Source organism: Peptostreptococcus sp. (assembly GCF_036639115.1).
Classification (GTDB): Bacteria; Bacillota; Clostridia; order Peptostreptococcales; family Peptostreptococcaceae; genus Peptostreptococcus.
This window is the reverse complement of the sequence record NZ_JAVWJH010000001.1, coordinates 76,453-102,454: the sequence shown is the minus strand read 5'-3', so window position 1 is coordinate 102,454 and position 26,002 is coordinate 76,453. Positions and strand designations below refer to the sequence as shown.

The following is a 26,002-nucleotide window of genomic DNA, read 5'->3' as shown; positions in this document are numbered from 1 at the left end:
TTTCTAATAAAGTATAACTATCTGTTGAAAAACTATTTAATATAAATCTATTTATCATAATAAATGGATTTTCAACGAGAGTTATCGAGTTTATTTCTAATTATAGAGAGTTATTTGTGCATAATAAGCACTTATTTCTTTTTATAATTTATTTTTTTACTAAGACTCTGTGCTTGCTGAAATATAAAATATTCTAAATACGAAGGGAGAGATTTTGTGAATGAAAAAAAATTTTTAGAACTTCTAAGTGAAAAGAAGTTTAAAGCTGTAAGAAGCGCTTTACAAATTATGAATACGGTGGATATTGCAGACGTCCTCTCTGATTTGGATGACAAAGAGCTCATTCAAGCCTTTAGATTAATTGAAAAATCAAAAGCAGCTGATGTATTTTCAGAAATGAGCAATTCAATGCAGGCATACCTTGTCGAAATGTTTACTGAGAAAGAGTTAAAAGATATACTTGATGACCTTTATATGGACGATACAGTTGATCTTCTAGAAGATCTTCCTGCAAATCTAGTAACTCGCATACTTGAGCATGTCGATTCTAATAAGAGAACACAGATAAATACTATCTTAAACTACCCAGAAGATAGTACTGGAAGCATCATGACTACTGAATATGTAAATCTTAAAAAACATACAACTGTTGCAGGAGCTCTTGCACACATCAAAAAAACAGGTATCCACAAAGAAACTATATATACATGTTATGTTTTAGAAAACAGAAAATTAATTGGAATTGTTACGGCAAAAGAACTAATGACAATGGATAGTGATATGACTATGGAAGAACTTATGAAAACAGAATTTTTATTTGTAACTACACATACTGATCAAGAAGAAACTGCAAAGTTATTCTCAAAGTATGGTCTGCTTGCTATGCCTGTTGTTGATAGACAGGGATTTATGGTTGGGATTGTAACTGTTGATGATGCTATGGATGTTATGCTTGATGAAACAACTGAAGATATGGAACTGATGGGTGCATTAAATCCCAGTGAAACTTCTTATTTCGAAACTTCTGTGCTTACTCACGCCAAAAATCGTATAGGATGGCTGATGTTTTTGATGCTTTCTGCAACGATTACTCAAACTATTATCGCAAAATATGAAAGTGCTTTTGCTGCACTTCCCCTGTTGGTATCCTTTATACCAATGCTTACAGATACAGGCGGAAACTGTGGTTCTCAGAGTTCAACCCTTATCATTAGAGGTATTGCACTTGATGAAATACAGTTTAAAGATATATTTAGAATTATGTTTAGAGAGTTTAGAATTGCCGTTTTGGTTGGTATTACTCTTGCTATAACAAATGGAATATATATTATGATTCGATATAAAAACCCTATGATAGCTGTTTTGGTTGGCATTTCACTGCTTGCTACTATATTGATGGCAAAAATTATAGGCTCTATACTACCTTTATTTGCAAAAAAATTACATTTAGATCCAGCTATTATGGCTGCACCACTAATTACTACAATTGTAGATGCAGGATCTATACTAGTATATTTTAATGTAGCAACAAAATTATTAAAACTGGCATAATAAGAATATAAAAAAGGAGCAGACAATCTGCTCCTTTTATTTTTATTTAGATTTTAAACTTATCTCTAAACTGCTTGATTTGTTAAAATATCAAATCTCAAACTAGTGGGTTGCCTTTTTACCAAGCTCCTCCACCGCCTCCGCCGAAGCCTCCTCCTGAGAATCCGCCTCCACCGAAGCCTCCACCACTTCCTACATCAGAGGAAATAGATGATGCTTGAGATACAATTGTGTTTTCAAATGACTTACTCATGCTTCCCATCATGCTTGCATATATGAACATATTGTACATTCCAAACTCATTTGGACTACTGTACCAGTCTGGTTGCTCTACCTTTATCTTTTCAAAGTTTTTAATCCACTTATCAGATAGACCAAATACAAATGCATAAGGTAATACATTGAAAAAGTATTTTGGATCATCTTCAACAAGAGCTTCTAGCTTATTTAATTCTGCTGTTTTGATGAACTCTCTAAATCCAATAATTCTACCATACAAATCTGCACTCTTTTTAGTTCTAGCTCTCATAATAGTAATAAAAATTACTGAAATGACAAAACATAGCACTGATACAAGTCCTAACATATTACTATGTGCAACCTTTATTGACAAAACAGCTAATATAAAGCTACTTGCCAACAGTGACAACACTCCGAAGAATAAATATGCACTTCTTTGTTTTTTATTAAGAGAATTTGTTCCATATACAACTATCGAACAAAATGCTAATCCTAATATTGTAAATAATATCAAAGGTATGCTAAATAACACATAGTATGTCTTGCCTGATATCGCCGTAGCCAAAACAACTACAGCTACCGTTAACGGTACTAATAATACTGAGGCAATCCATTTTGATACAGTAGATGCTGTGGAGAATATTTTATTATCTCCAGTGTATAAGCCTCTAAGAGAATCCTTTGCCACAGTAAACTTATCTCCAAAATCTTTTGGCATAGAGTTTGTACTTACAGAATCGCCTTCTTTAAATATGCCATTGAAAAATACCTTGGCAAAAGGCTTTTCATCTTGATCTATATCTTTAACTTTTATAAATTTAAAGTTTTCTTTATCTACATCTTCTATCTTCAAATAGCCTTTATTTGCGAAATACACTATCATTGAAGTCATGTCATTATTCTCTACTTTACCATCAATAAATGTACCTATTTCTGCTGGTGTCATATTGTCTGGTGAGTAAAATTCTATTGTTCTAACAAAATGTGGATCTCTACCAAACGTCCACCATAGGATAAATGTTAGTGTGGCAAGAAGTATAAATAAAACACTTATAATAGCCTTTGAGCTATCATAATTTTTAGCTCCGACCCAATAGCCTGGCTCTAAATAACTTCTCATAGACACACCTTCAAATGCGTCTAATCCCATAGCCTCTACTGTCAGTTGTTTATCATTGCTAGTTACTTTGAACTTTTTGTTATCATTAACTTTTGATGTTGATCCATACTTACCATAGAAAATTTCTGCATCCTTCCAATTTACATTTTTAGGCATTTTCAATGTTGATTTTGCTGTTCCTATAGGTGTATTCCATTCTGTTGGCAAAAGGTCTAACTTTAGAAAATCTCTTGAATCTTTATCCGCTTTTATACCAACTATCTTATATTTAATGGTATATTGCATTTTTCCATTGAGAACTCTATCCTTGTTTCCTATTTTTACCTCCACAGATTTCTTATTTGAATCATAATTAGTGCTGACATCATAGTCATCTCCAATTACCTTTACATCTTTTACATTGTATTCTCCTGTAGATACAGGAATATACCTAAATATTCCATGCTTTGGTGTAATAAAGTCCACATCTATAGTCTCTGTTACGTCAAAAGAATAATCTTCATTTGCCTGTATTTCAGTCACAAAACTATCTGTAATATAAGATCTATCCTCAACTAGCTCAGCATATGACGTAGAAATCATTCCCACAGACAGTATGATTGCCAGAGTAACTAAGGATATAATCGATGCACATTTTTGGGAAATTTCATTTTTAGTCATTGATTTTAATATTCGACTAAAATTGAACCTTAACATTTTCCCTTTCCCCCTCATTAGAAACTTCAAACATTGACATCTGTTCGAATTTAAATAATTTTGCTGCTATATTACTAGGAAACATTTCGATTGCATTATTTAATGCTAATACAGTTCCATTATAATATTTTCTTGAATTGGCAATATCTTGCTCTGTAGCTTCAATCTTTTGTTGTAAATCTATAAAGTTTTGATTTGCCTTCAAGTCTGGGTATGCCTCAGATAGTGCAAATAAAGAGCGTAGGGTATTTGTTAACATGTTTTCCCCTTCTAGCTGATCACTTACATTCGTTGCATTTGCTATACTATTTCTAGCTTCTATTACACTTTCCAAAGTCTTAGACTCATGAGATGCGTATCCCTTTACTGTCTCTACAAGATTTGGTATCATGTCAAATCTTTTCTTTAGATAAACATCCATAGTAGAAAAACCTTCTTTTGCGCTATTTCTCAAACGTACTAGTCTGTTATATGCACTCATTAACCATAAGGCAATTATAACAATTATCGCAATAACGATTATCAAACCCTTTGACATATTCATCCCTCCTAAAATAATATTTTCTAACACCTCACTCAATATCTTACTTAAGCAATAGATATTTATATACTTTAAAACAAAATTTCAATTTCAGTTATTTACATCTGAGTGATTTAAAATATAGTGTTAGTTTATTATGAATATTATAACATAGTATTCTTAACCTAACCATTTTTATATATTTTAAATATCATATTTTTCATCAAATATTACTCCATTTTTCTTTATAATTTATATATTTTATCTTTTATCTTTTTATTCTCATATATTTTATCTTTTTATTAATATTTTATTAAAGACTTGAAATAAAAGATAAACCAAGCAAAATTTAACTTGGTCTATCAATACTTTCATAAAATTATATATTAATAACTCTTAACTATTCTATAGATTTTATTTTTTTCTTTAGAAAAATATAAAAAACTAGGGCTAGTATACTAACAATAAATTCCGTTGTTGGAAATACAAGCCAGATACCTGTCATTCCAGCTATGTAGGATAGCAAAAATGCAAGCGGCACAATAATTATAAATCCTCTTAAAATAGAAATAGCATTTGCTGGTTTAGGGCTTTCTGTAGATGTAAAATACACAGACATTATAATATTAAAACCTACAAATGGGCATGCTAGGAAATAAATTTTCAATCCTACTACAGCAGTGTTTTGAAGTATAAGGTTATTATCACTATTGAATACTCCTGCAATCTGAGCTGCCCCAAAAGTTATCATTAGATATACTCCTAGTGATAAAATAAGCATTGTGATCATAGCATATTTTAATATATCTTTTACATCTGAGTATTTTTTTGATCCGTAACTATTGCTAATAAGTGGCTGTATACCTTGAGCTATACCCGTGTACATAGATATAACCACCAATGATAGATTTGCAATTACCCCATAAGCTGCCACTCCAATATTACCCATAATTCCTAATATAATAGTATTAAATACTATTATTACAATACCTGATGAAACTTCTGTTATCAGAGATGGTAAGCCTGTAGATATTATTTCTTTTAGCAAACTAAATGATAATTTACATTTAACAAGCTTAAATGAGTTTTCTCCCTTTATAAAAAATGGAGATAAAACTATCATATTTATTATTGGTGCTATTCCAGTTGCCAATACTGCACCAAATATACCCATTCCAAACGGAAATATAAATATATAATCCAAAATAATATTACTTAAACTTCCTGTAAGCATTGCGAGCATCACGAGTTGAGGTGCACCATCATTTCTAACAAAACACAACATAATCTCATTGATCATAAATGCTGGTGCAAATAATAGTATAACCTGCAAATATGTCTTGCTCATATCAAAGACATCTTTATTAGCCCCCAAAAATCCAACTATATACTCAGATAAAAATAATCCAATCAAGAAAAAAATTGTCGCTATAGCAACTCCCATAAATATCGAATTACTAAAAGCCTCATTTGCCCTTTCTTTTTTACCTTGTATCCTATATATGGAGAACTTTGTAGCGCCTCCCATTCCAATCATTAGTCCACACCCACGTATAAAGCTATATATTGGTATGGCAAGATTTAGTGCCGTCAAGCCATCTGCTCCAAGCCCCTTTGATACGAAGAATGTATCTGCCAATATGTAGCATGACAGGGCTAACATCCCAAATACGTTCAGTGATGAATACCTAGCAAACTGTTTAAATGTTGTTGTATTTTTTACCATAAATCCCTCCATAAATAATTTTTAAAAATATAATAAACAATATTTATAAAATTCATTAAAATTGTTTCAATTAATCCTAATCCAAAAATCCATAATTTTATAATATCATTTCAATTATACATATCTATCGTTTTATAATATCTTTTTAATTATACATAAATTACTTATTAATTAGATATTATCACAGAGATCGTTTTTCCATCTAAAAAATCTGGACAAAAAAAATGCCTGTCCTACATTCCTTCTATTATGGCCTAACAGAATGCAGACAGGTGATACCCGGCAGTATAATTTATTAATTTTATATTACTTAGAAAGTTTATCACATGTAAAACTCATTGTCAAACCTAATACTGAGTATCAAAATTTCAAATTTTGTGCTTAATATAACTTATAGTCTATTTTTATATATAAATCTATAAATATATTAAGTTATAAATTTGTAGATTTAACTTTTATTTATTTTATTATCTGTGAATAGCTATTTATTGTAGGTATATTTATTTCTCTAAAACTTCATGTTCAGTCTTATAATACTCTCCCCAATCACTCATTGAATCCATTACAGATTTTAAAGAATACCCTATTTCCGTCAAAGAATACTCTACCTTTGGAGGCACTTGTGCATATACTTTTCTATTTACAAGTCCACACTCTTCCATAGACCTTAGATTGGATGTCAAAACCTTCTGTGATATATTACCAATTGATTTTTTGAGTTCTCCAAATCTCATGGTGCCATTCAATAAATCTCTTATAATTAACACTTTCCAACGATCACTAATCATCATCAAAGTAACTTCCACTGGACAATTAGGTATTTTTTTTTGCATATTAACTCCTCCATTATAAATAATACAAGCATCTTTTTTTATTTAAAAATTATTATAACATGTTTTTCTAAATTTTTTCCTAATATCTCAGATAATTTTAATTAACTTCAAAAAACTATTGTAAAAGATCTCTATCTGTAATTTTCATTTTAATATATTTTCATTGATATACTTTTCTTAATATACTTTTCTTAATATACTTTTCTTAATATACTTTTCTTAAAAATTACCTTCTTAAATATTATTTTCTTAGTATCTTTTGGGTAACTATGAAACTTTATAGTACCTACTTAACAAATTAGCCCTAAAGATCTATAATAGATATATAGAAATATTATAGAAGGAGGCTACATAATGAAAATAGCAGTAATTTGTTCAAACGGAAAACAAGGTAAACTTATTGTAAAAGAAGCTCTAGGACGTGGATTAGATGTAACAGCAATTGCGAGAAGTGAGAATAAATCTTTGGCAAAAAAATTCATTAAAAAGGATTTATTTGATCTAACAAAAAATGATATTAAAGGATTTGACATATTGGTAGATGCATTTGGAGCTTGGACGGAAAAAACTCTTCCAATGCATACTACTTCGCTGATGCACCTTTGTGACTTAGTAAGCAATTCAAATATTAGACTTTTAGTAGTTGGTGGTGCAGGAAGCCTATATACTGATAGTAGTCATAAGATTCAACTTGTGGATACTCCTGACTTTCCAGATGCTTTTAAACCACTCGCTAAAAATATGGCTGACTCTTTAATTGAACTAAGAAAAAGATCTGATGTTAACTGGACTTATATCAGCCCTGCAGCAGATTTTCAGGCTGACGGAAAAAGAACAGGAACATATGCGTTGGCAGGTGAAGAACTTACTCTAAATTCAAATTCAGAGAGTTTTATCAGCTACTCCGATTATGCAATTGCTTTTATAGATGAAGTTATTAATAATAAACACAATAAAGAAAGAATCTCCGTATTCTCTAAATAAAAATGTCGACATGATTTAATTAAACAATTAAAAAATCAATAAGATTTGACTAAGTAATAAAATAAATAAGTATATAGTATTTATATATTGTAAAATAAACATTATAAAAAATCCCTTTATTTTATTATGATGTAAAACCCTCAGCAAATAGTTGGGGGTTTTTTATATTTTTATATTTTCACTGTGATATAATATGTATTAATATTTATACTAATGGCAGTCTTATATAGTTTTTTGCAAATAAAAAACTATTTTATTGCGCTGATATAAATAATATATATTTCGAAAGAGAGATGATTTTATGAGTGAAAAATCCTGTACATGTCATAATTGCAACTGTGGTCTATGTACGGCATCAATTGAACTATTTTCTAATCTGGCAATTGATGCCCAACAAAAGCTTACAAGTATGGCAATACACACTAACTATAGAAAGGGTGACATTATATTAAATGAATCAGACCCAGTATCTTCCATAAGAATCATACGAGATGGAAGAGTTAAGATAAATACCTATGATATAGATGGTAAAGAAACTATTTTAGATATTCTTACAAAAGGAGATATTATTGGCGAAGATGTATTTTTAGATAATACTACTTCTCCATTTAATTATACTTGCCTTACATCTGTTAAAATATGTGAGATAAAAAAAGAATATTTCATTGATTTAATGCTTACTCATCCACAGGCTGCAATAAACTTGATAAATAATTTAAGTAAAAAGCTGAATCTAGCAAATGAAAGAATTCAAATACTTACAGAAAATGACGCTCTCTTAAGACTATCCTCTTTTCTACTAAGTAGAGAGTTTCGATTAAAGGGTGAGAATATCAAGCTAAGCCTAGATGATATTGCTGCTAGTATTAACTTACGCAAAGAGACTGTTAGCAGAAAGCTAAATGAACTACAGGACTTAGATCTTATCATTAGAGAAGGCAATAAAAACATTAAAGTGAAAAATACTGCTGACTTAGCTAAGTATTGTAATAAAAATTTATAATTTTTCTAAAACCTTGATTTAAATCAAGGTTTTATTTTTTGTTTAAAGCTAAAATATAATTAAGATAAATAGTTAATACAAAGTAAAAATTAGCAAGCGAGAAATATTACTTGTCAATAAATATTATAACATTAAATTTAGGAGGTAAAAAAATGATTAATAATAAAATGACTATAGCAGAGGCAATAAAAACAAATCCAGATATAGTAGATGTTTTATCTGATGTAGGTATTGATTACTGCTGCGGTGGAAACAGAAATCTTTCAGAAGCAATAATTGAAAAGAACCTTGAACTAAGTTCTTTTATAGATCTTTTAAACAGACAAGAAACTAAAACTAACAGCTATATCCAAGATGCTATTAAACTAGGAAATGAAGAATTAATCGATTATATAATTAGAGTTCATCATAAAAAAGAATTAAATATGATTGAAAAAATCGATGAATTAATGAGAAAAATTCTAAAAGTTCATTTTTACTCTCATGGAAAAGAACTTACAGCAATATACCACACTTTTCTTGACCTAAAGAGTGCTCTAATACCACACTTTTCTCAAGAAGAAATAGTAGATTTCCCTAATTTTTTAGGCGGTGAAGCTGTGGATTTCGATGAATTAATAAAAGAACATGAAGAGGTTGGAAAAATACTTAGAGATTTAGAAGAACTTACAAATCACTATCAAGCTCCAGATAATGCTTGCGAAACTTACAAACATACTTTTAGATTACTAAAAAGCTTACAAGATGATATTCATCAACATGTATTTCTTGAAAATAGTGTTTTATTTGTAAGAAGTTAATAGATTTTATTTAGAATTTACTTATAAATAGTTAAACTATGTACATTTATTGCTCGATATGACAATAAATCAGTCTAAAATTGGGTATTAACATAGTGTTATGTAAATATCTATTTTTAATTCAGGCTCTTATATTATAGTTATTTGTAAATCGTATATTTTAAAAAGAAAGGTGATAATTATGAAGAAAAATGTTAAAAATAATGTAGATTGGGTTGGATATATAGATTGGGAACTAGAAAGTTTTCATGGGGATGACTACTCTATTATCAATGGTTCCAGCCAAAATGCATACCTTATAAGAGAAGGTAAAAATGTGCTAATTGATACTGTATGGGCACCTCATAGGTTTGAATTTATTGAAAATCTGAAAAAAGAAATAGATCTAAATGACATTGACTATGTAATTGTAAATCATGGAGAGGTCGATCATTCAGGTGCCTTGGTTGATTTGATGAAAGAAATACCAAATACTCCAATATATTGCACTCCAAATGCTGTCAAAAGCCTAGAGGGTCAGTATGGTAAACATGATTGGAATATACACACTGTAAAAACTGGAGATAGCCTAGACATCGGTAACGGAAAGAGCCTAGTATTCGTCGAAATGAAAATGCTTCACTGGCCAGATAGTATGGCAACATATATGACAGGAGATAATATATTATTTTCAAATGATGCTTTTGGACAACATTATGCTGTAGAAGAGATGTTTAACGATAAGGCTGATCAATGTCTTTTAAATAGAGAGGCTATGAAATATTATGCCAATATACTTAATCCATTCTCACCACTAGTTGCCAAAAAAATAAAAGAGATACTTGCTATGAATATTCAAATAGATATTATTGCACCTAGCCATGGAGCTATTTGGAGAGATAATCCGCTTCAAATCGTAGAAAAATATGCTCAGTGGGCTGATGCTTACCAAGAAAATCAAATTACTGTTGTATATGATACTATGTGGGAAGGTACTGCGAAAATTGCTCATAGAATAGCAAAAGAAATTCATCTTCAAAGTCCTGATACAGTGGTCAAAGTATTTAACTGCGCAAAGTCAGATAAAAATGAAATAATGACAGAAGTATTTAAATCTAAAGCTATAGCTGTAGGATCTCCAACAGTTGGCGCAGACATGCTTTCTAGCGTTGCTGGTTGGATACATTTTCTAAAATCACTGAAGTTTGTCAATAAAAAAGCTGCTGCATTTGGATGTTACGGATGGGGTGGACAAGCTGTCAAGATTATGCAAGAAAGTCTTAAGGATGCTGGATTTGAAGTTATTGATGAAAGTATTAAATCTTTATGGAATCCAGACGAGGGAGATTATGACAAAGCAGAAAATTTTGTAAAAAGTTTATTAAAATAATCATATATAGAAAAAAGCAGGTTTTTACCTGCTTTTTTTATATATTTAATATTTTTTATAAATCATTAATTTTCTTTGTATATCTATTATACCTTTTTTCATATAAACATAAAAATCCACCCTCTCTACAAGTTTAGTACAAGCTATTTTTATATAAATATGTATATAAATCTAGTTAATTTTTTGGATTTATTTTAAAATCATCAAAAATTGGGCAATAAGTAGAATATATGATTTTTTATAAAAGTATTCTAAATCGCTTTGTATTTTCTGACTTTTCAATCTATTTAATTGCATCAACATTATTTTTACTATATAATGAAAATATATGGTAAATTTTATAAATTAATAATGCTTATAAACTAAGTTAAGAAAGGAGACCATCAATGTCTTATATAGAAGTAAAAAATTGTTATAAAGAATACTTAACTGGAGAAACAAAAATTATTGCAAATAATAATGTCTCCTTCTCTATTGAGAAAGGTGAATTAGTTGTGATTTTAGGTGCTTCTGGCGCTGGAAAATCAACTATTCTAAATATTTTAGGAGGAATGGATACTTGTGATAAAGGTGAAATTATTATTGATGGTGTAGATATCTCTGACTACAATAAATACGAGTTAACAAAGTATAGACGTGAAGATGTTGGATTTGTATTCCAATTTTACAACCTAATACCAAATCTTACTGCAAAAGAAAACGTGGAATTAGCATCTGAAATTGTCGATGATGCACTTGACTCCTTATATGTACTAGAAGAAGTTGGTCTTCAAGATCGAGTAAACAACTTTCCATCACAGCTATCTGGAGGCGAGCAACAACGTGTTTCAATTGCTAGAGCTCTTGCCAAAAACCCTAAAATTTTATTGTGTGATGAACCAACAGGCGCTCTAGATTACAATACAGGTCGAGATATTATACAAATTTTACAAAATATGAGTAAAGTTAAAGGTACCACTGTAATAATTGTAACTCATAATACAACTCTTTCAAATATAGCAAATCGTGTAATAAAAATGCATGATGCAAAAATAAAAGAAATAAAAATCAATCCAAACCCTGATAATATACTAAACATTGAATGGTAGGTGGTGATTTTGAAAAAGGCACTTTGGAAAGACATCTTAAAATCTTTTAGTAAATCAAAAGGACGTTTCTTCTCTATAGTATGCCTTATCATGTTGGGCTCCTTTGCTCTAGTGGGACTGAGGGTTACAAGTCCAAACATGAGAATAACTGGAGAAAAGTACTTTAAAGAACTAAATGTCGCCGATCTAACCATAATGGGTGACTATGGTATAGATAAAAGCGATAGAGAAATTATAAATCAAGCCAGTAATATTAAAGACATTGAATACGCCTACCTTCAAGATACTACTATAAAAGATACTAATAAGAGTATACGCGTGTTTTCTAAACCCGATAATATTTCTAAGTTTCATTTAGAAAATGGTAGGCTTCCTAAAAGTATAAATGAAATATCTTTGGATCGCTATATGTCTAATAAATATAATATTGGTGATTGGATTACCCTTACTGAAAAAACTAATGACAAAAACAAGGGTATTTTAAAAAACCATAAATTTAAAGTTGTTGGTTTTGTATCTTCTGGAGAAATAATATCATCTGTAAATTTAGGTCCAACTAATGTAGGAACAGGTCAATTAGATGGCTATGCAGTTGCCAGCAAGGATCTATTTGATTCTGAATATTATAGCTTAGCAAGACTTACATTTAATGACACTCAAAATTTAAGTCCTGATTCTAAAGAATATAGTAATAAAATACAAGCACATAAAAACAATTTAGAAGTACTCTTGAAAAATCAGGGGAAGAAAAGATTTGTCTCTATAAAAAATGAATATCAGATAGAAATTGATAAAAATAAGGACAAATTAAATGAGGCAAAGGATAAAATTTCAGATACAAAAGAACAATTAAAAAATGCTAATTCCGAAATAAAAAATGCAAAGAACAGAATTGAAAAAAGCAAAAAAGAACTTGATGATGCAATAAAAACCGCACAGTCACAAATCAGTGATGGAGAATACAAATTAAACAATGCAAAAAATGCTATAAGTTCTTCTTCCTCACAATTTGAAGGAGCAAGGATACAGCTCGAGTATGGAAAAGCTGCATTAGATAGAGATTACAAAAAGTTAGAAAATGCTAAAAATGAACTTGATAGTGCAAAAAATAAGCTAGACGATAGCAATGCACAACTAAATCAAGCTTCCACATCTATTTTACAGGGTAAACAAAAAATTATAGATGGATACAAAGAAATAGCAAATAACAAAGAAAAAATTAAACAAGGTGAAAAAGAAATCTACTATGGTGAAAAAGAACTTTTTAGAAAGGAAAAAGAACTCACTATGGCTGAAAACTTATATAATCATAAGTTAGAAAAATTCAATAAATTGATCTCTAACTATGAAGATGAAAAAAACATTTTAGACTCAAAGCAAGCCGATATAGATAGTGCTAATAGTAAACTTGAGTCAGAGAAAAAAACTTATGAAGATAATCTCAGCGATAAAAATAAACGCTTAGATGAAATTAACAATTTACTCTCTAATCCAGATATAAGTGATGAGGATAAAACAAAGCTAGAGCAAGAAAGAGATGCTCTAAGCTTAGATATAAATAACTTGCAAGAAGAATTCAATACTTTTATGAATAATATCTACTCTCCTAAAAAAGAAGAATTATTAAGTGAACAGGAAGAGTTAGATATTGAAAAAAGCAAGTTAAATTTGGTCTATGAAGAGATTCAAAAAATGCAATCCCAACTTAACTTAGAAAAGGAAAAATTGGATAATGGCAAAAAAGAACTTCAGGAAGCTCGAACTATTATTGCTGAAAAAAAGAAAGAAATACAAAATGCAAAAAATCAAATTAAATCAGCCACTGAGGAACTGAAATTGACCGAAAAACTTCTAAAAGAAAAAGAAAGTGAATATAAAAATGGACTATTAAAATACAAGGAGGGCTTAAGAGCCTATAACAAAAATAAAAACCTTTATAATAATGGTCTTAGAAAATGGCAATCTGGAAAAAGAAGTTATGATCAGAGTTATTTGGAATATGAGAAAAACCTAGCTAATTTTTCAAGAGCAAAAAAAGAAATCACTCAGAAAGAAAATGAGCTTTCAAACGCTAAAAAAACACTACAATCAGAGAAAGCTTCTGGAGAAAATAGAATCAAAAATGCAGAGAGCTTGATAAAAGAAAACGAAAAAAAATATATAGATAATAAAAACAAATTTGAGAATGAATTGCCGAATGCAGAGAAAAAAATCAAAAAAAATGAAGACAAACTAAATAATGCTCAAGATGATCTTGATTCTTTAAAAGAACCTGTATACTCAGTTTTCAGTAGAAGAGAACTTCCAGGATCTGATGGTTATAAAGCCTACATTTCTTCAATAGACATTATTGATACACTGGCCAATATTTTCCCAGCCTTTCTATATTTTGTAGCCGCTTTGGTTACCTTTACTACTATGTCTAGATTTGTGGATGAAGAGAGAATTAATATGGGTATTTTAAAGGCTTTAGGCTATAAGGATAGAGATATTCTCAAAAAATTCTTGGTATATGGTTTTGCGTCAAGTACAATAGGATCTATTTTGGGAATTATTGGAGGGCATACCATCCTTCCATTAATCGCTTACAATGCCTATAAAACTGGCTTTAATGTACCTAAGATTGAACTTCACTTCTACCCTATGATTGCTCTTTTGGCTATCATTTTGGGATTGATAAGTGCAGTTTTACCGGCCTTACTCTCTGCTATTAAAGAACTAAGAGAAAAACCAACTAATTTAATGATGGCTAAGGCTCCTTCATCTGGATCTAAAATTTTCTTAGAAAGAATACCTTCAATATGGAATAAGATGAGCTTCACTGAAAAGGTTACCTCTAGAAATTTATTTAGATATAAGAAAAGAATGCTTATGACAATATTCGGTGTATGTGGTTCTGTCGCGCTACTGTTTTCAGGTATGAGCATACAGAATTCGCTTAATAAGATCTCTAACAAACAGTTTGGAGAAATCATTAAATATGACCTTATAGTTTCAGAAATTGATTCTATAAAACCATCACAAAGAAGAGACTTAGATATTTTATTTAGCTCTGATGATATAAAATCACATACCCCTATTTATTATGAAAATATGACAAAGGTCGCTGGCGAAAATAAGGACGCACAGGAAATTACACTACTCGTTCCAAAAAATACAAAGCAGTTCAATAATTTTATTGATTTAAAAAATAGGAAAAATCAAGAAAAATTAAACTTAGACGATAATAGTGTTGTTATATCAGAACACCTTGCCAAACTAATTGGAGCCAAAGCTGGTGATACTATAACTCTAAAAGATTCAAATAATAAAACTCAGCACTTTAAGCTGACTGCTATATCTGAAATGTATATGGGACACTTTATATTTATGAGTAGTCAAACTTATAAAGAAAGTTTTGCAAAGGAATTTAAGGCAAATAGTGAGCTAGTAACCCTTAAAAATCCAAGCGCTAAAAAAACAAATGAAATAGCTGCAAAATTTATGAAGGAAGATACTGTTCAGGGCGTTGTCCAGAATACTTCACTAAATAAACAAATTGATGAGATGGTCAAATCACTTGATACTATGATGATTGCTCTCATTATAGTAGCCGCTGTATTAGCAGTGGTTATATTATATAATTTAACCACTATCAATGTATCAGAAAGAATTAGAGAGCTTTCAACAATTAAAGTTCTTGGTTTTTACGATAATGAAGTAATGATGTATATTTACAGAGAAACCATTATTTTGACAATCTTAGGTATACTTAGTGGTTTTATACTAGGTCGAATTTTACATTTATATCTAATTAATATTATTGCACCAGATGATATAATGTTTGACCCTTCACTTAGTGTATATAGTTTCTTGCTACCGATTGTTATTATTCTAGGAGTTACAATACTTCTTGGGTACATCGTAAACAATAAACTTAAAAATATAGATATGCTTGAGGCTTTAAAGTCAGTTGAATAGTATTGCTATATATTAACAGTCTACTTAATTTATATATTTTCAAGCTAAAAAACCATTTATGACATACAAATTTTATATAATATTGTTTTTAAAATATATTTTGTTATAGTTTTTAAAATATATTTTGATCAAATTAGTTACTTTATTCAAAAGAAAAGCACCCTTTAAAGGGTGCTTTTCATAATTTATTTCAAATTTTAAATTATCAATAATTAGTCTACATTATAAACTTCTAGCGACTTCATACCCATCCCAAATTGCTGAACGAATATTACTTACCTTTCTTCCATCACCTAACTTGTAAATATAAGCATAATCATATTTTAATTCATCAAATAATTCATGATTTGAATGGTAACCTATAGCCAAGATAGTCTGATCACTATCGATAGTTTCATTACCATTTTCAGTAGACAATTCTAAATTATCTTTGTTAATTTTTGTAACTCTTGTATTTGTTTTTATATTTACATTATTGAACTTAAGTAGATCTCTAAGCATAAATTCATTCATTGGTGGGAGCTTATTGCCTGCCTTGAATATATCATCTAAAGCTTCTACTACCGTTACATCCTTACCATTTTGAGCTAGATGTAGAGCCAGTTCACATCCTACTAGACCTCCACCAACTACTGTCACCTTTTCTCTTGTTTTTACATTCCCTAATAATATATCCTGAGCCAAAACAGCATTTTCTACACCTTCAATTGGAGGGACTATCGGTCTTGCACCTTCTCCAATATATAGAATATCTGGATTTAATTGATCTATATATTTCTTATCTGCCTTTTTATTAAGTATTACCTTTACACCTAGACGTTCTAGTTGATTTTCATAGTATTTTACAAGATCTAAATCGTTTGACTTAAACTTAGGTACTCCTCCTATTAACAGGGCTCCTCCTACCCTCTCTCTTGCTTCAATTAAAGTTACATCATAACCTCTTAATGCTGATACCCTAGCAGCTTCTAGGCCTGCAGGACCTCCACCAACTACTAGAACATCCTTTTTACAATCGGCTTTTTTGATTCCTACTGTTCTTTCTCTACCACATTCAGGATTTACTGCACAACTACCTAATCCATGCTCTAAAGCCCTTCCAAAGCATCCATCATGACATCCTAGACAAGGTAAAATATATTCAGTTTTATCATCTCTCAATTTATTAACATAATCTGGATCTGTTAAAAGAGGTCTTCCCAAACCAACTGCATCTATTATTCCACTATTTAGAGATTCAACTGCTAGGTCCGGATCATCCATACGACCAGCCATCATAATAGGAACACTTGCTACTCCCTTGATTTGTTTTGCCAAATCTAGATATACTCCCTTACCAAAGTACATTGGTGGGTGAGCCCAGTACCAAGAGTCATAAGTTCCTGCATCAGAGTCAAATGCATCATAACCTGCTTCTTCTAATATTTTAATTGCTTCTTTTGCTTCTTCTACATCCCTTCCTAATTCCTCAAATTTTTCTCCTGGAAGCCCTCCTTGACGAATAGCTTTCACATAGCTTTTTATAGAAAATCTAAGAATTACTGGAAAGTCTTTTCCACATTCTTCTTTTATTCTCCTTACAATCTCAGTGGCAAATAGCAATCTAGCTCTCAAATCACCACCATATTTATCAGTTCTCTTGTTGAATAAAGATAGGGTAAAACAATCTAATAGATAACCTTCATGAACAGCATGTATTTCAATGCCATCAAATCCTGATTCTTTTCCTACAACTGCTGCATCAACAAATTTATCAATAATATGATCTATCTCTTCTGTCTTTAATTCCCTACACATCTTTGATGGATCCCATCTATTTGATATTTCACTAGGTGCAACATAGTCCTCATTATTCATAAATGCTGGCAATGCTGATCTACCAAGTCCTGCTGTTAACTGTAAGAATATCTTACTTCCAAAAGAATGTACTCTATCAGTCATCTCTTTTGCCTTTTTCTTGTACTTACCTGGTAGCATGTTTGGACAGGCAAAAGAACATGGAGCATGGTTTTCTATATCATTTTCTACCCAATTCGCCCCCGTTACAATTAAGCCTACTCCGCCTTGAGCTCTTCTAACATAGTAGTCTACACTTTGATTTGTATAGCAGTAATTCTCATCAACATCAATAATCGTAGCCATTGGTGCCATAAAAAACTTATTTTTTATTTCCACATTTCCAATGTTGAATGTTTCAAAAAGTGATTGGTACTTTTTCTTCATACTTAACTCCTCCTCTGATGTTCAAACATAAATATGCTAGCTAAATTAAACCTACAATTTTGTAAGTAGTCTCTTTGAATCAATTATATACTCTTGTTTTTTAATTGTCAAAATCTTTAAAATTTTAAATTTAATTCTTTTTTCTTTATTTATTACATGTTTTTTTGTTTTTTATGAAAATACTGTAACTATCTTTTCTAGAAATACTTTTTTTATCTTTTAAGCTCAAAATCTAAATTCTTACTATTTTGGCATAATTTCATCAAATTATTTTTATTTTGATATTAACCTTTAAATTATATATACTAATGTGTACTTAATATATTATTTTATATTTTGAATATTTCTTTATTTGTACGTCATAATGGCTTATATCACTATTATTTACGTTATTCTCTATTTATACTACAAATAAAAAAGAGCCAAGTGTAAACTTGGCCCTTCAGTAATCTGTTTTAAGTACAGACTTATAAATATTTTATCTTCCTATCAATGTTTTAATCCTATCAAATCTCTTTGATATTTCTACTGCTGTCATATATCTATTATCCCCTGCTACTCTTTCCTTATTTTTAACACCCAAGTTTTTATATATTTTATCTGATACTGATTTATTTCCACCAGCGACCAAGATATTTTCGATCTTCCAACTTGAAATATCATTTTTAGTTGTTTTAGTTAGAGTGTTTGGATTTGTTAGATGTATAGGACATTCAAACTTTGATGCCAAACTATTAACTGTTATACCATCTGGGAAGTTTGTTCCATCAACTAGTATCATATCCTTTTTATTTCCTGTTATTTTTCTTACTTCTTCACCTATTAGAGAGGCTGTCTTGTATCTATCCTGTCCACCTATTCTTACTATCTTTTTAGGTTTACCTTCTAGTATCTCTTCGATTCTATTTTCTACATTTTTAGATACAGATTTTGTCTGACCTCCTATAGTAATATCTTCAATTTTCCACTCTTTAATTATATTTTCTGTCGTTGGATTTAGTTTTTTAGGCTCTGTTAGTAATATTGGGGCTCTCTTTTGAGATGCTAATGCTGATATTGTGATTACATCTGGGAAGTTTGTACCATCTACTAGTACTGCTTCATTTTTGTTGCCTGATTCTAATCTTACCTGCTTGGCTATCTCTCTTGCCGTTTCATACCTATTATGACCTGAATATCTCACTATATCAAAATCATTTAATTGATTTGCTACATTTTTAGATACTGAATTTTCACCACCTGATATTATTATCTCACCTATACCTCTTCTCTTTAATTCGTCCATCGTTTCTTTAGAGACATTATTTGTATCTGTTAGAAGTATTGGACAGTTTTTCTCATTTGCCAGTACTGTTGCTGTCAAAACATCCGTATATTTCTTACCGTTGGCAAGTATTGCCGTTGTCTTAGTATCATCAGTAGATCCTCCACCAGAACCTCCTGAGCCTCCTCCGCCACCTGGGGGTTCTTTTATTTCTTCATCAGATAAGAAACTTACATCATAATTATTATATGCTATGTTTTTACCCAATACTGCTGGCTTTGATAAAGACTTTATATTGGTAAAGTTTTCTTTGTAAATATTATTCAACTCAGGACAAATATCTTTTTCAAGCTTAAATATACCCTGACTTGATTTATTGTCTACAAATGATACATTATCAACTTTTAGATTTCTATACTTACTACAGTCATTATCGCTTGTTGATTCTGTATCACCTCTTAATACATTAATTGCTCCACCCTTACCGTCTTTTGTCGTATTATTTTCAAATTTTGTATCAGATATATTTATTTCCTTATCTGTAAATACACCAATTGCTCCACCACATTTTTCAGATGTATTTCCTACAAATTCTCCACCTTCTACATCATATCTGGTTCCTTCTCCTAATAGTACAGATCCACAAGTTCCTTTTGATATATTGTTGTTTACCAAACAATCTTTCATGTCTATATCTAGTTTTTGATCGTCTTTATTTTCTGCTGCTACAAGAGAACGTATTGCTCCTGCTGTATCGGCTTCATTAGCTATAAAGTTTGTTTTAACAAAATTATACTGAGCATCTGTTTTTGTTTTTTTGTCTTTATCTGCTAAATAACTATATAAAAATACTCCTCCACCATTATTAGAATTGTTATTATCAAACGATGAATTTTTTAGAGTCATAGATATTTTTCCAGAATTACTAGTATATATAGCTCCTCCATATGAGTTTGCTGTATTGTTTTTAAATGTAACCTCATCACCATCTAGTTTACCTACTCTCAGATTATCTGGATCTGTAGAATTCAGCCAATGTGCTATTGCACCACCAGAATCAGAACTATTTGAATCAAAGTTTGTATTTTTTAAGTTTAGATTATTTTCACCACTTATATATATAGATCCTCCCATCTCTTTAGATTTATTTTTAATGAAATTAGTTTTACTAATATTTGCTTCTTCCTTACTAAATAAACCAATTGCTCCTCCATAAGCCCCAGCTTCATTTTCAACAAATCTAGTATTATCGTCTGTGTTTAAAGATACTCCTTGAGATATACCTATCGCACCATAAGAATCTTTTGATTTATTTTTTTCAAATAAAGAATTCTTTGTATTAATTTCTAACTTTTGTTTATTTTTATTTTCATAGCTAGAAATACTTGAATATATAGCTCCACCAAATTTTGATTTATTATTGATAAACTTTGTATTATTAAAATTAGATACTAAATCTGTCTTTGTAGAATCTTTCATTCTATTTAAGCTTGTAAATAATAATACTGCTCCACCCATACTCTCAGACTGATTATTTTCAAACAAAGAATCCTCAAAATCAACTCTTACCTTACCTTGATTCTGTATATTTACAGCTCCTGCTGATAAATCTGCTTTGTTATTTTTAAATATAACATTGTCTCCATATATTTTAGATCCATCTGGGTGCATTTCTTGAGAATTCGAATCTATCCATGAGCCATAGTATGCCATTGCTCCACCAGTACCTGATTTATTTGATAGAAACTCTACATCTTTCATCTCAAGCTCTTGGTTTCCATGGACTCTTATTGCCCCTCCATAGTCACCTGATTCATTTTCTATAAATCTTACATTGTTAAGCTTACTTACTCTAATTTCTTTATCTCTAGTCGGAACGGCCAAACCTATTGCTCCTCCATCTATATCAGATTTATTTGATATGAAATCAGTATCATATGCTTCTAAATCTATGTTTCCAAATAGAGCTATTGCTCCACCTCTGGCAGAATAATGTTCTTTTACCTCATTATTTGAAATTATATTACGTTCTTTATTGAGTGTTTTTAAGCTTATTTTGGCCTTTTCCTTAAGACCACTAGATCTTGCAAATATAGCACCTCCATTTTCAACAGCAATGTTATTATCTATGAAAACATCTGTCAACTCAACATTACAATTTCCAGTTACAATAGCTCCTCCCACTCCAGTAGGGCCACCACTTGTCGAGTTACTTTTGAAAATACTATCTTTTATATCTACATTACCCAGAGAACTCTTATTCTCTGAGTTAGTATCATTTGATACAGCTATACCTGCTGAACCCATTGTTGATTTGTTTCCTTCAAACAAGGTATTTTCCACATATAAATCAGACTCTAATGCATTAATATTTACTATGCCTGAACTTCCATCTTTTTTATCAACTGTATCTTCTATAGATATAAATTTCGAATCTATTATATCTACATCAGCCTTATTAATTTCGGATTTATTTGAAAATCTTAATGCACTGCCTTTAAAATCTTCAAAATCACAATCTTTGATTTTTATATTCATATCTTTTCCGTAACTATTTTCTCCTACATCAATACCCTGACTCGATATTTCATTTCCGTCAAAATATATATTTGACAAAGTTAATTGTCCCACATTTTTTTCTAACTTTATCATTGCTATTTTATCTGTTGCTTTTAGAGCCACTCTCTCGGATCCTTTAATCGTTTTTACTCCATTTATAATAATACTTTTACCAACATTGATATCTTGCATCAAAACAATTTTGGAAATACTCTCGTCCGCAGCTGCAGTTTGAAGTTCTGTAAAATTTGTAACTTCTGCCGTTTTAGACAATGCATGCGTTTTAATTCCTGAAAAACTAAACAGCATACATGTGGATATAGCCAATATTAAGTTTTTTCTGTATTTCATATAAACACCTCCTTAGTTTTTGCAATTATCTGAATTTTGAGACTCATTTTACTTTATACCAAGCTTTTTCGCTATTTAAACAAAAATTAAGTAAATACTTAATTTTTTATTAGTTTTAGTATTTTTTCTAATCTTTTAATATGTTTTATTAGTTATTATCTCTTTAAATGACTATTATATTCATTATTGAAATTTCAATATATATTTTTTTCTTTTAAGTAATTTATTCCAGTCTAATATTTATTCGTCTAATAAAGCATCTATCTACATATAAAATACTTCGATCAGTCTAAAGCAACTTTGTGTTTTTCAATATTTTAACTGAATTATATTTCCTAAATAATTATTACTCTAATTTTAAATTAAATAAAAAAAGAACCGATAATATCATCGGTTCTTTTCTATACAAGCATCTTTATAATTTTTTAAACTTTTCCTCTATCCATACTTCTATCAATTAATTTAACTTACCAATCGGCGTATTACTTTTATCAAGTCGCTTAGATATTTCTACCGCTGTAGTATATCTATTGTTCCCTGCTACTCTTTCCTTGTTTTTCACTCCCAAATTGTTATATATATCCGCTGATACTGAATTTGTTCCACCTGCTACCAGTATATTTTCTATATTCCAATTTGTTATATCATCTCTTGTAGTCTTTGTTAGAGTATTTGGATTTGTTAGATGTATAGGACACTTATATTTAGCAGCTAGACTATTTACTGTTATTCCATCTGGGAAGTCAGTTCCATCTACTAGTACCATATCCTTTTTATTTCCTGTAAGTTTTCTAACTTCTTCTCCTATGAGAGAAGCTGTTTTATATCTATCATGTCCACCTATTCTTACTACATCGTTTGAAATATTTTTCACCTTATTTTCAACATTAGTTGATACAGACTTTGTCTGCCCACCAATTGTAACATCTTCTATATTCCATTCCTTTAATACATTTTCTGTTGTATTATTTAATTTACTTGGTTCTGTAAGTAATATCGGTGCCCTCTTTTGAGATGCCAATGCTGAAATTGTAATTACGTCTGGGAAGTTTGTACCATCTACTAGTACTGCTTCATTTTTATTTCCTGATTCTAGCCTTACCTGTTTTGCTATTTCTCTTGCTGTTTCGTATCTATTGTTTCCAGCATATCTCACTACATCAAAATCAGCCAGTTGATCTACAACCTTCTTTGATACTGATTTTTCTCCGCCAGATATTATCAACTTTCCTACACCTCTTCTATTTAGTTCATCCATTGTTTCTTTAGATATGCTATCAGTTTCTGTTAGAAGAATAGGACATTTTTTTTCATTCGCTAGTACTGTTGCTGTCAAAACATCAGTGTATTTTTTACCATTGGCAAGAATTGCAGTTGTTTTCGAACTTCCTGATCCTCCGCCTGATCCACCTCCACCTGGGTCTGGAGTTGGTACTATTACCTTATCAGAGATAAAGCTCACATCATAGTTATTGTAAGCGATATTTTTACTTATCTTTGCTGGTTTTGACAATGATTTTATATTCAAGAAATTTTCTTTATAAAGCTTGTTTATTTCAGGATATTTTTCCTTACTAGCTTCAAATATACCTGTACTTGCCTTATTATCATTGAACTTGACATTATCAGCCTTTACATGCTTATAAAAGTCTATCTCTGTGTCTTCTGTTATCTTATCTTTTTTAGTTGTCAATACGTTTATAGCTCCACCACGTCCGTCTTCTGCTGTATTTCTATTGAACTCTGAATCCTTTATAATTAGATCTTTATCCATTCTTAGATAAAAGGCTCCACCATCTCCAGTAGCTATATTGTCATTAAATTTAGTAGCACTTACATTTGAAGTTGTTCCCTTATCATAGGCAATCGCTCCACCAAAATCACTCTTATTTTTCTCAAACATTGATTTTGTTATATCTATATTCTGCTTAGGATCTGCTTGCTCTGCTTTATTACTAAGACCTGCATATATTGCTCCACCGAATTCTGATTGATTGCCAACAAAGTTCGTAGTTTGGATATCAAAATTTGAATTTGTAGGCTCTACACCAGGGAAAGTATAGGTATTCATATACAATGCCCCACCAACCTCAGCTATATTATTATTTAATTCTGAGTTGTATATCTTTGAAGAAAGTCTATCTTCATTTGAATAAAATACTCCTGCACCATATGCTGCTGTATTATCCTTAAAAGTGACCTTCTCAAAATTTATATTTGTATCTGAATTTTTAGATTCCTTGTCTGGATCAATTGCTGAGAAGTAATAAAGTGCTCCTCCTGATCCCTTCGTTTTATTTTTATCAAAAGTAGTGTTTGAAATCTTAATATCATTTATGCCACGTGTATGTATAGCTCCACCTGTTTCTTCAGATTTATTTTCAACAAATTTAACATTATTTAATATATGAAATGTTTTCTTTGCTGAGTTCTCACTAGTATAGTATAATGCTCCACCCTCAGTTTCAGAACTATTTTTTGTAAAGTTTGCATTTGAAATATCAGAATCCATACCTTCTATTTGCAAAGCTCCACCATCTGAGTTCTCATATTCATTATTTTTCACTTTATTATCTATAAAGTCATTGTTTTCTCCATTAATTGTAATCTTCAGAGACTTGTCTCCATTAGATGCTGATGCTCTCACTGCACCTGCATAACCTTGAGAAGTATTCCCTATAAAATTCGTGTCTGATAAAGTTACATTTGCTCTGCTTGCATTAATAGCTCCACCACCATTTGCATTTTTATTTGAGTTATTTTTGAACTCTGAATTTTTAACTACTAGATTTCCTTCATTTTTATCCTTAAATTCCGCTGTAGGATTACTAGCAATATTTACTCCTGATACTCCATATTCAAAGATATTATCTTCAAATTTACAGTTATCAACATTAATTATAGGTTCGTCAGCTCTAACTGCTACAAGACCTGGATTTAACTTGCTGTCATTTTTATCAGTGTTTGATAGAAAGTTAGAATTTGTTAAATCTAACTTTGCATAGCCTACAGCATCTCGTGAACCTTCGTATTTGCTAAGGTTAATAGCGCTCCCTGCCAATTTTTCAAAATCACAGCCATCAATTTTCATCTCAACAGACTTCTTTTTTTCTGCAAGATATACACCTTGACTTGCCATGTTGTTACCATCAAATTTCAGGTTACTAAGATTAACTTTATTCGTATTTGAAGAAAGGCTAATCATAGGCTTTTCTTTAGTTGCCTTCAGAGTAACTTTACTATCTTTTCCTACTATTTCTTTATCACCGTTAATCGTAATTGTATCCTCTAGATCAATATTTTTATCAACGATCACTTTGGAAATTGTTTTATCATTTACTGCCGTGACCAATTCTCCATATGAAGACACATTCCTTTCTACAAGTGCGTATGTTTTACTATCTACTGACACAAAAAGCATACACGTAACTAATAATAATGGTATTACGAATCTTTTTTTCATACTAGTTCCTCCTTTTCTTTAATTATTTTAAATTTTCTAAAAATAGTGTATATTTAGTATAGACCATTTCAAACAATATAACAACATATAATCTATATTCTTATTTTTTAAATTCAAATTATATTTTATTATATTAATAAATTAATTTTTAAAGTTTTATAATATTAAATACTATAATTATTAGTTTAACGACCATTGTTTTTAATACTAAAACTATACACATATTTATCAAAAATATGTGTATAGTTATTA

Annotated in this window: 14 protein-coding genes; 7 read left to right on the top strand and 7 right to left on the bottom strand. The window is 30.3% G+C overall.

What is annotated here, in order from left to right; genetic code table 11:
- Positions 1–216: 216 nt before the first annotated feature.
- On the top strand, positions 217–1,551 hold the full coding sequence (gene mgtE, locus RR561_RS00390) for a magnesium transporter (protein WP_332505449.1): 1,335 nt from the start codon (positions 217–219) through the stop codon (positions 1,549–1,551).
- Between the two features lie 118 nt (positions 1,552–1,669).
- Here the strand turns inward: mgtE and RR561_RS00385 are convergent, their stop codons facing one another.
- The 4 genes from RR561_RS00385 to RR561_RS00370 all read right to left on the bottom strand — a co-directional run bounded on the left by RR561_RS00385 (position 1,670) and on the right by RR561_RS00370 (position 6,686).
- Positions 1,670–3,607, bottom strand: a complete 1,938-nt coding sequence (locus RR561_RS00385; RefSeq protein ID WP_332505447.1) for a DUF2207 domain-containing protein — start codon at positions 3,605–3,607, stop codon at positions 1,670–1,672.
- The gene (locus tag RR561_RS00380; protein WP_332505445.1) at positions 3,588–4,145 is read right to left on the bottom strand and encodes a LemA family protein; all 558 of its coding nucleotides are present in this window, start codon (positions 4,143–4,145) and stop codon (positions 3,588–3,590) included. Before RR561_RS00380 ends, RR561_RS00385 begins: the two co-directional genes overlap by 20 nt.
- A gap of 382 nt (positions 4,146–4,527) precedes the next feature.
- Complete coding sequence (locus RR561_RS00375) at positions 4,528–5,853, bottom strand: MATE family efflux transporter (protein ID WP_332505443.1); 1,326 nt, start codon at positions 5,851–5,853, stop codon at positions 4,528–4,530.
- Between the two features lie 500 nt (positions 5,854–6,353).
- The gene (locus RR561_RS00370) at positions 6,354–6,686 is read right to left on the bottom strand and encodes a winged helix-turn-helix transcriptional regulator (protein WP_332505441.1); all 333 of its coding nucleotides are present in this window, start codon (positions 6,684–6,686) and stop codon (positions 6,354–6,356) included.
- 354 nt (positions 6,687–7,040) lie between these two features.
- Between RR561_RS00370 and RR561_RS00365 the strand changes: the two genes are divergently transcribed.
- The 6 genes from RR561_RS00365 to RR561_RS00340 all read left to right on the top strand — a co-directional run bounded on the left by RR561_RS00365 (position 7,041) and on the right by RR561_RS00340 (position 15,890).
- Positions 7,041–7,670, top strand: coding sequence for an SDR family oxidoreductase (locus RR561_RS00365; protein ID WP_332505439.1), 630 nt, complete (start codon positions 7,041–7,043; stop codon positions 7,668–7,670).
- 301 nt (positions 7,671–7,971) lie between these two features.
- On the top strand, positions 7,972–8,673 hold the full coding sequence (locus tag RR561_RS00360) for a Crp/Fnr family transcriptional regulator (protein WP_332505437.1): 702 nt from the start codon (positions 7,972–7,974) through the stop codon (positions 8,671–8,673).
- Between the two features lie 152 nt (positions 8,674–8,825).
- Positions 8,826–9,473: a DUF542 domain-containing protein gene (locus tag RR561_RS00355; protein WP_332505435.1), complete on the top strand. Its 648-nt coding sequence runs from the start codon at positions 8,826–8,828 to the stop codon at positions 9,471–9,473.
- 181 nt (positions 9,474–9,654) lie between these two features.
- Complete coding sequence (locus RR561_RS00350; RefSeq protein ID WP_332505433.1) at positions 9,655–10,842, top strand: MBL fold metallo-hydrolase; 1,188 nt, start codon at positions 9,655–9,657, stop codon at positions 10,840–10,842.
- A 386-nt stretch (positions 10,843–11,228) separates the two neighbouring features.
- A complete protein-coding gene (locus tag RR561_RS00345; RefSeq protein ID WP_332505431.1) occupies positions 11,229–11,930 on the top strand; it encodes an ABC transporter ATP-binding protein in 702 nt (233 codons plus the stop codon).
- Between the two features lie 9 nt (positions 11,931–11,939).
- The gene (locus RR561_RS00340) at positions 11,940–15,890 is read left to right on the top strand and encodes an FtsX-like permease family protein (protein WP_332505429.1); all 3,951 of its coding nucleotides are present in this window, start codon (positions 11,940–11,942) and stop codon (positions 15,888–15,890) included.
- Between the two features lie 222 nt (positions 15,891–16,112).
- On the opposite strand, the gene RR561_RS00335 is transcribed toward RR561_RS00340, so the two are convergent.
- From RR561_RS00335 to RR561_RS00325, 3 genes are all read right to left on the bottom strand, one after another.
- The gene (locus RR561_RS00335) at positions 16,113–18,113 is read right to left on the bottom strand and encodes an oxidoreductase (RefSeq protein ID WP_332505428.1); all 2,001 of its coding nucleotides are present in this window, start codon (positions 18,111–18,113) and stop codon (positions 16,113–16,115) included.
- A gap of 478 nt (positions 18,114–18,591) precedes the next feature.
- Positions 18,592–22,287 (bottom strand): cell wall-binding repeat-containing protein, encoded by a 3,696-nt coding sequence (locus RR561_RS00330; RefSeq protein WP_332505427.1) that lies wholly within the window; start codon positions 22,285–22,287, stop codon positions 18,592–18,594.
- 457 nt (positions 22,288–22,744) lie between these two features.
- Positions 22,745–25,750: a cell wall-binding repeat-containing protein gene (locus tag RR561_RS00325; protein WP_332505425.1), complete on the bottom strand. Its 3,006-nt coding sequence runs from the start codon at positions 25,748–25,750 to the stop codon at positions 22,745–22,747.
- Positions 25,751–26,002: the final 252 nt, after the last annotated feature.

Excerpts from the sequence above, each read along its gene's own strand:
- RR561_RS00370 (WP_332505441.1), bottom strand. The coding sequence starts at position 6,686 with ATGCAAAAAAAAATACCTAATTGTCCAGTGGAAGTTACTTTGATGATG.
- RR561_RS00350 (WP_332505433.1), top strand. The coding sequence starts at position 9,655 with ATGAAGAAAAATGTTAAAAATAATGTAGATTGGGTTGGATATATAGAT.
- RR561_RS00325 (WP_332505425.1), bottom strand. The coding sequence starts at position 25,750 with ATGAAAAAAAGATTCGTAATACCATTATTATTAGTTACGTGTATGCTT.
- RR561_RS00385 (WP_332505447.1), bottom strand. The coding sequence starts at position 3,607 with ATGTTAAGGTTCAATTTTAGTCGAATATTAAAATCAATGACTAAAAAT.
- RR561_RS00360 (WP_332505437.1), top strand. The coding sequence starts at position 7,972 with ATGAGTGAAAAATCCTGTACATGTCATAATTGCAACTGTGGTCTATGT.
- RR561_RS00355 (WP_332505435.1), top strand. The coding sequence starts at position 8,826 with ATGATTAATAATAAAATGACTATAGCAGAGGCAATAAAAACAAATCCA.
- RR561_RS00335 (WP_332505428.1), bottom strand. The coding sequence starts at position 18,113 with ATGAAGAAAAAGTACCAATCACTTTTTGAAACATTCAACATTGGAAAT.
- RR561_RS00365 (WP_332505439.1), top strand. The coding sequence starts at position 7,041 with ATGAAAATAGCAGTAATTTGTTCAAACGGAAAACAAGGTAAACTTATT.
- RR561_RS00345 (WP_332505431.1), top strand. The coding sequence starts at position 11,229 with ATGTCTTATATAGAAGTAAAAAATTGTTATAAAGAATACTTAACTGGA.
- RR561_RS00380 (WP_332505445.1), bottom strand. The coding sequence starts at position 4,145 with ATGTCAAAGGGTTTGATAATCGTTATTGCGATAATTGTTATAATTGCC.
- RR561_RS00330 (WP_332505427.1), bottom strand. The coding sequence starts at position 22,287 with ATGAAATACAGAAAAAACTTAATATTGGCTATATCCACATGTATGCTG.
- RR561_RS00375 (WP_332505443.1), bottom strand. The coding sequence starts at position 5,853 with ATGGTAAAAAATACAACAACATTTAAACAGTTTGCTAGGTATTCATCA.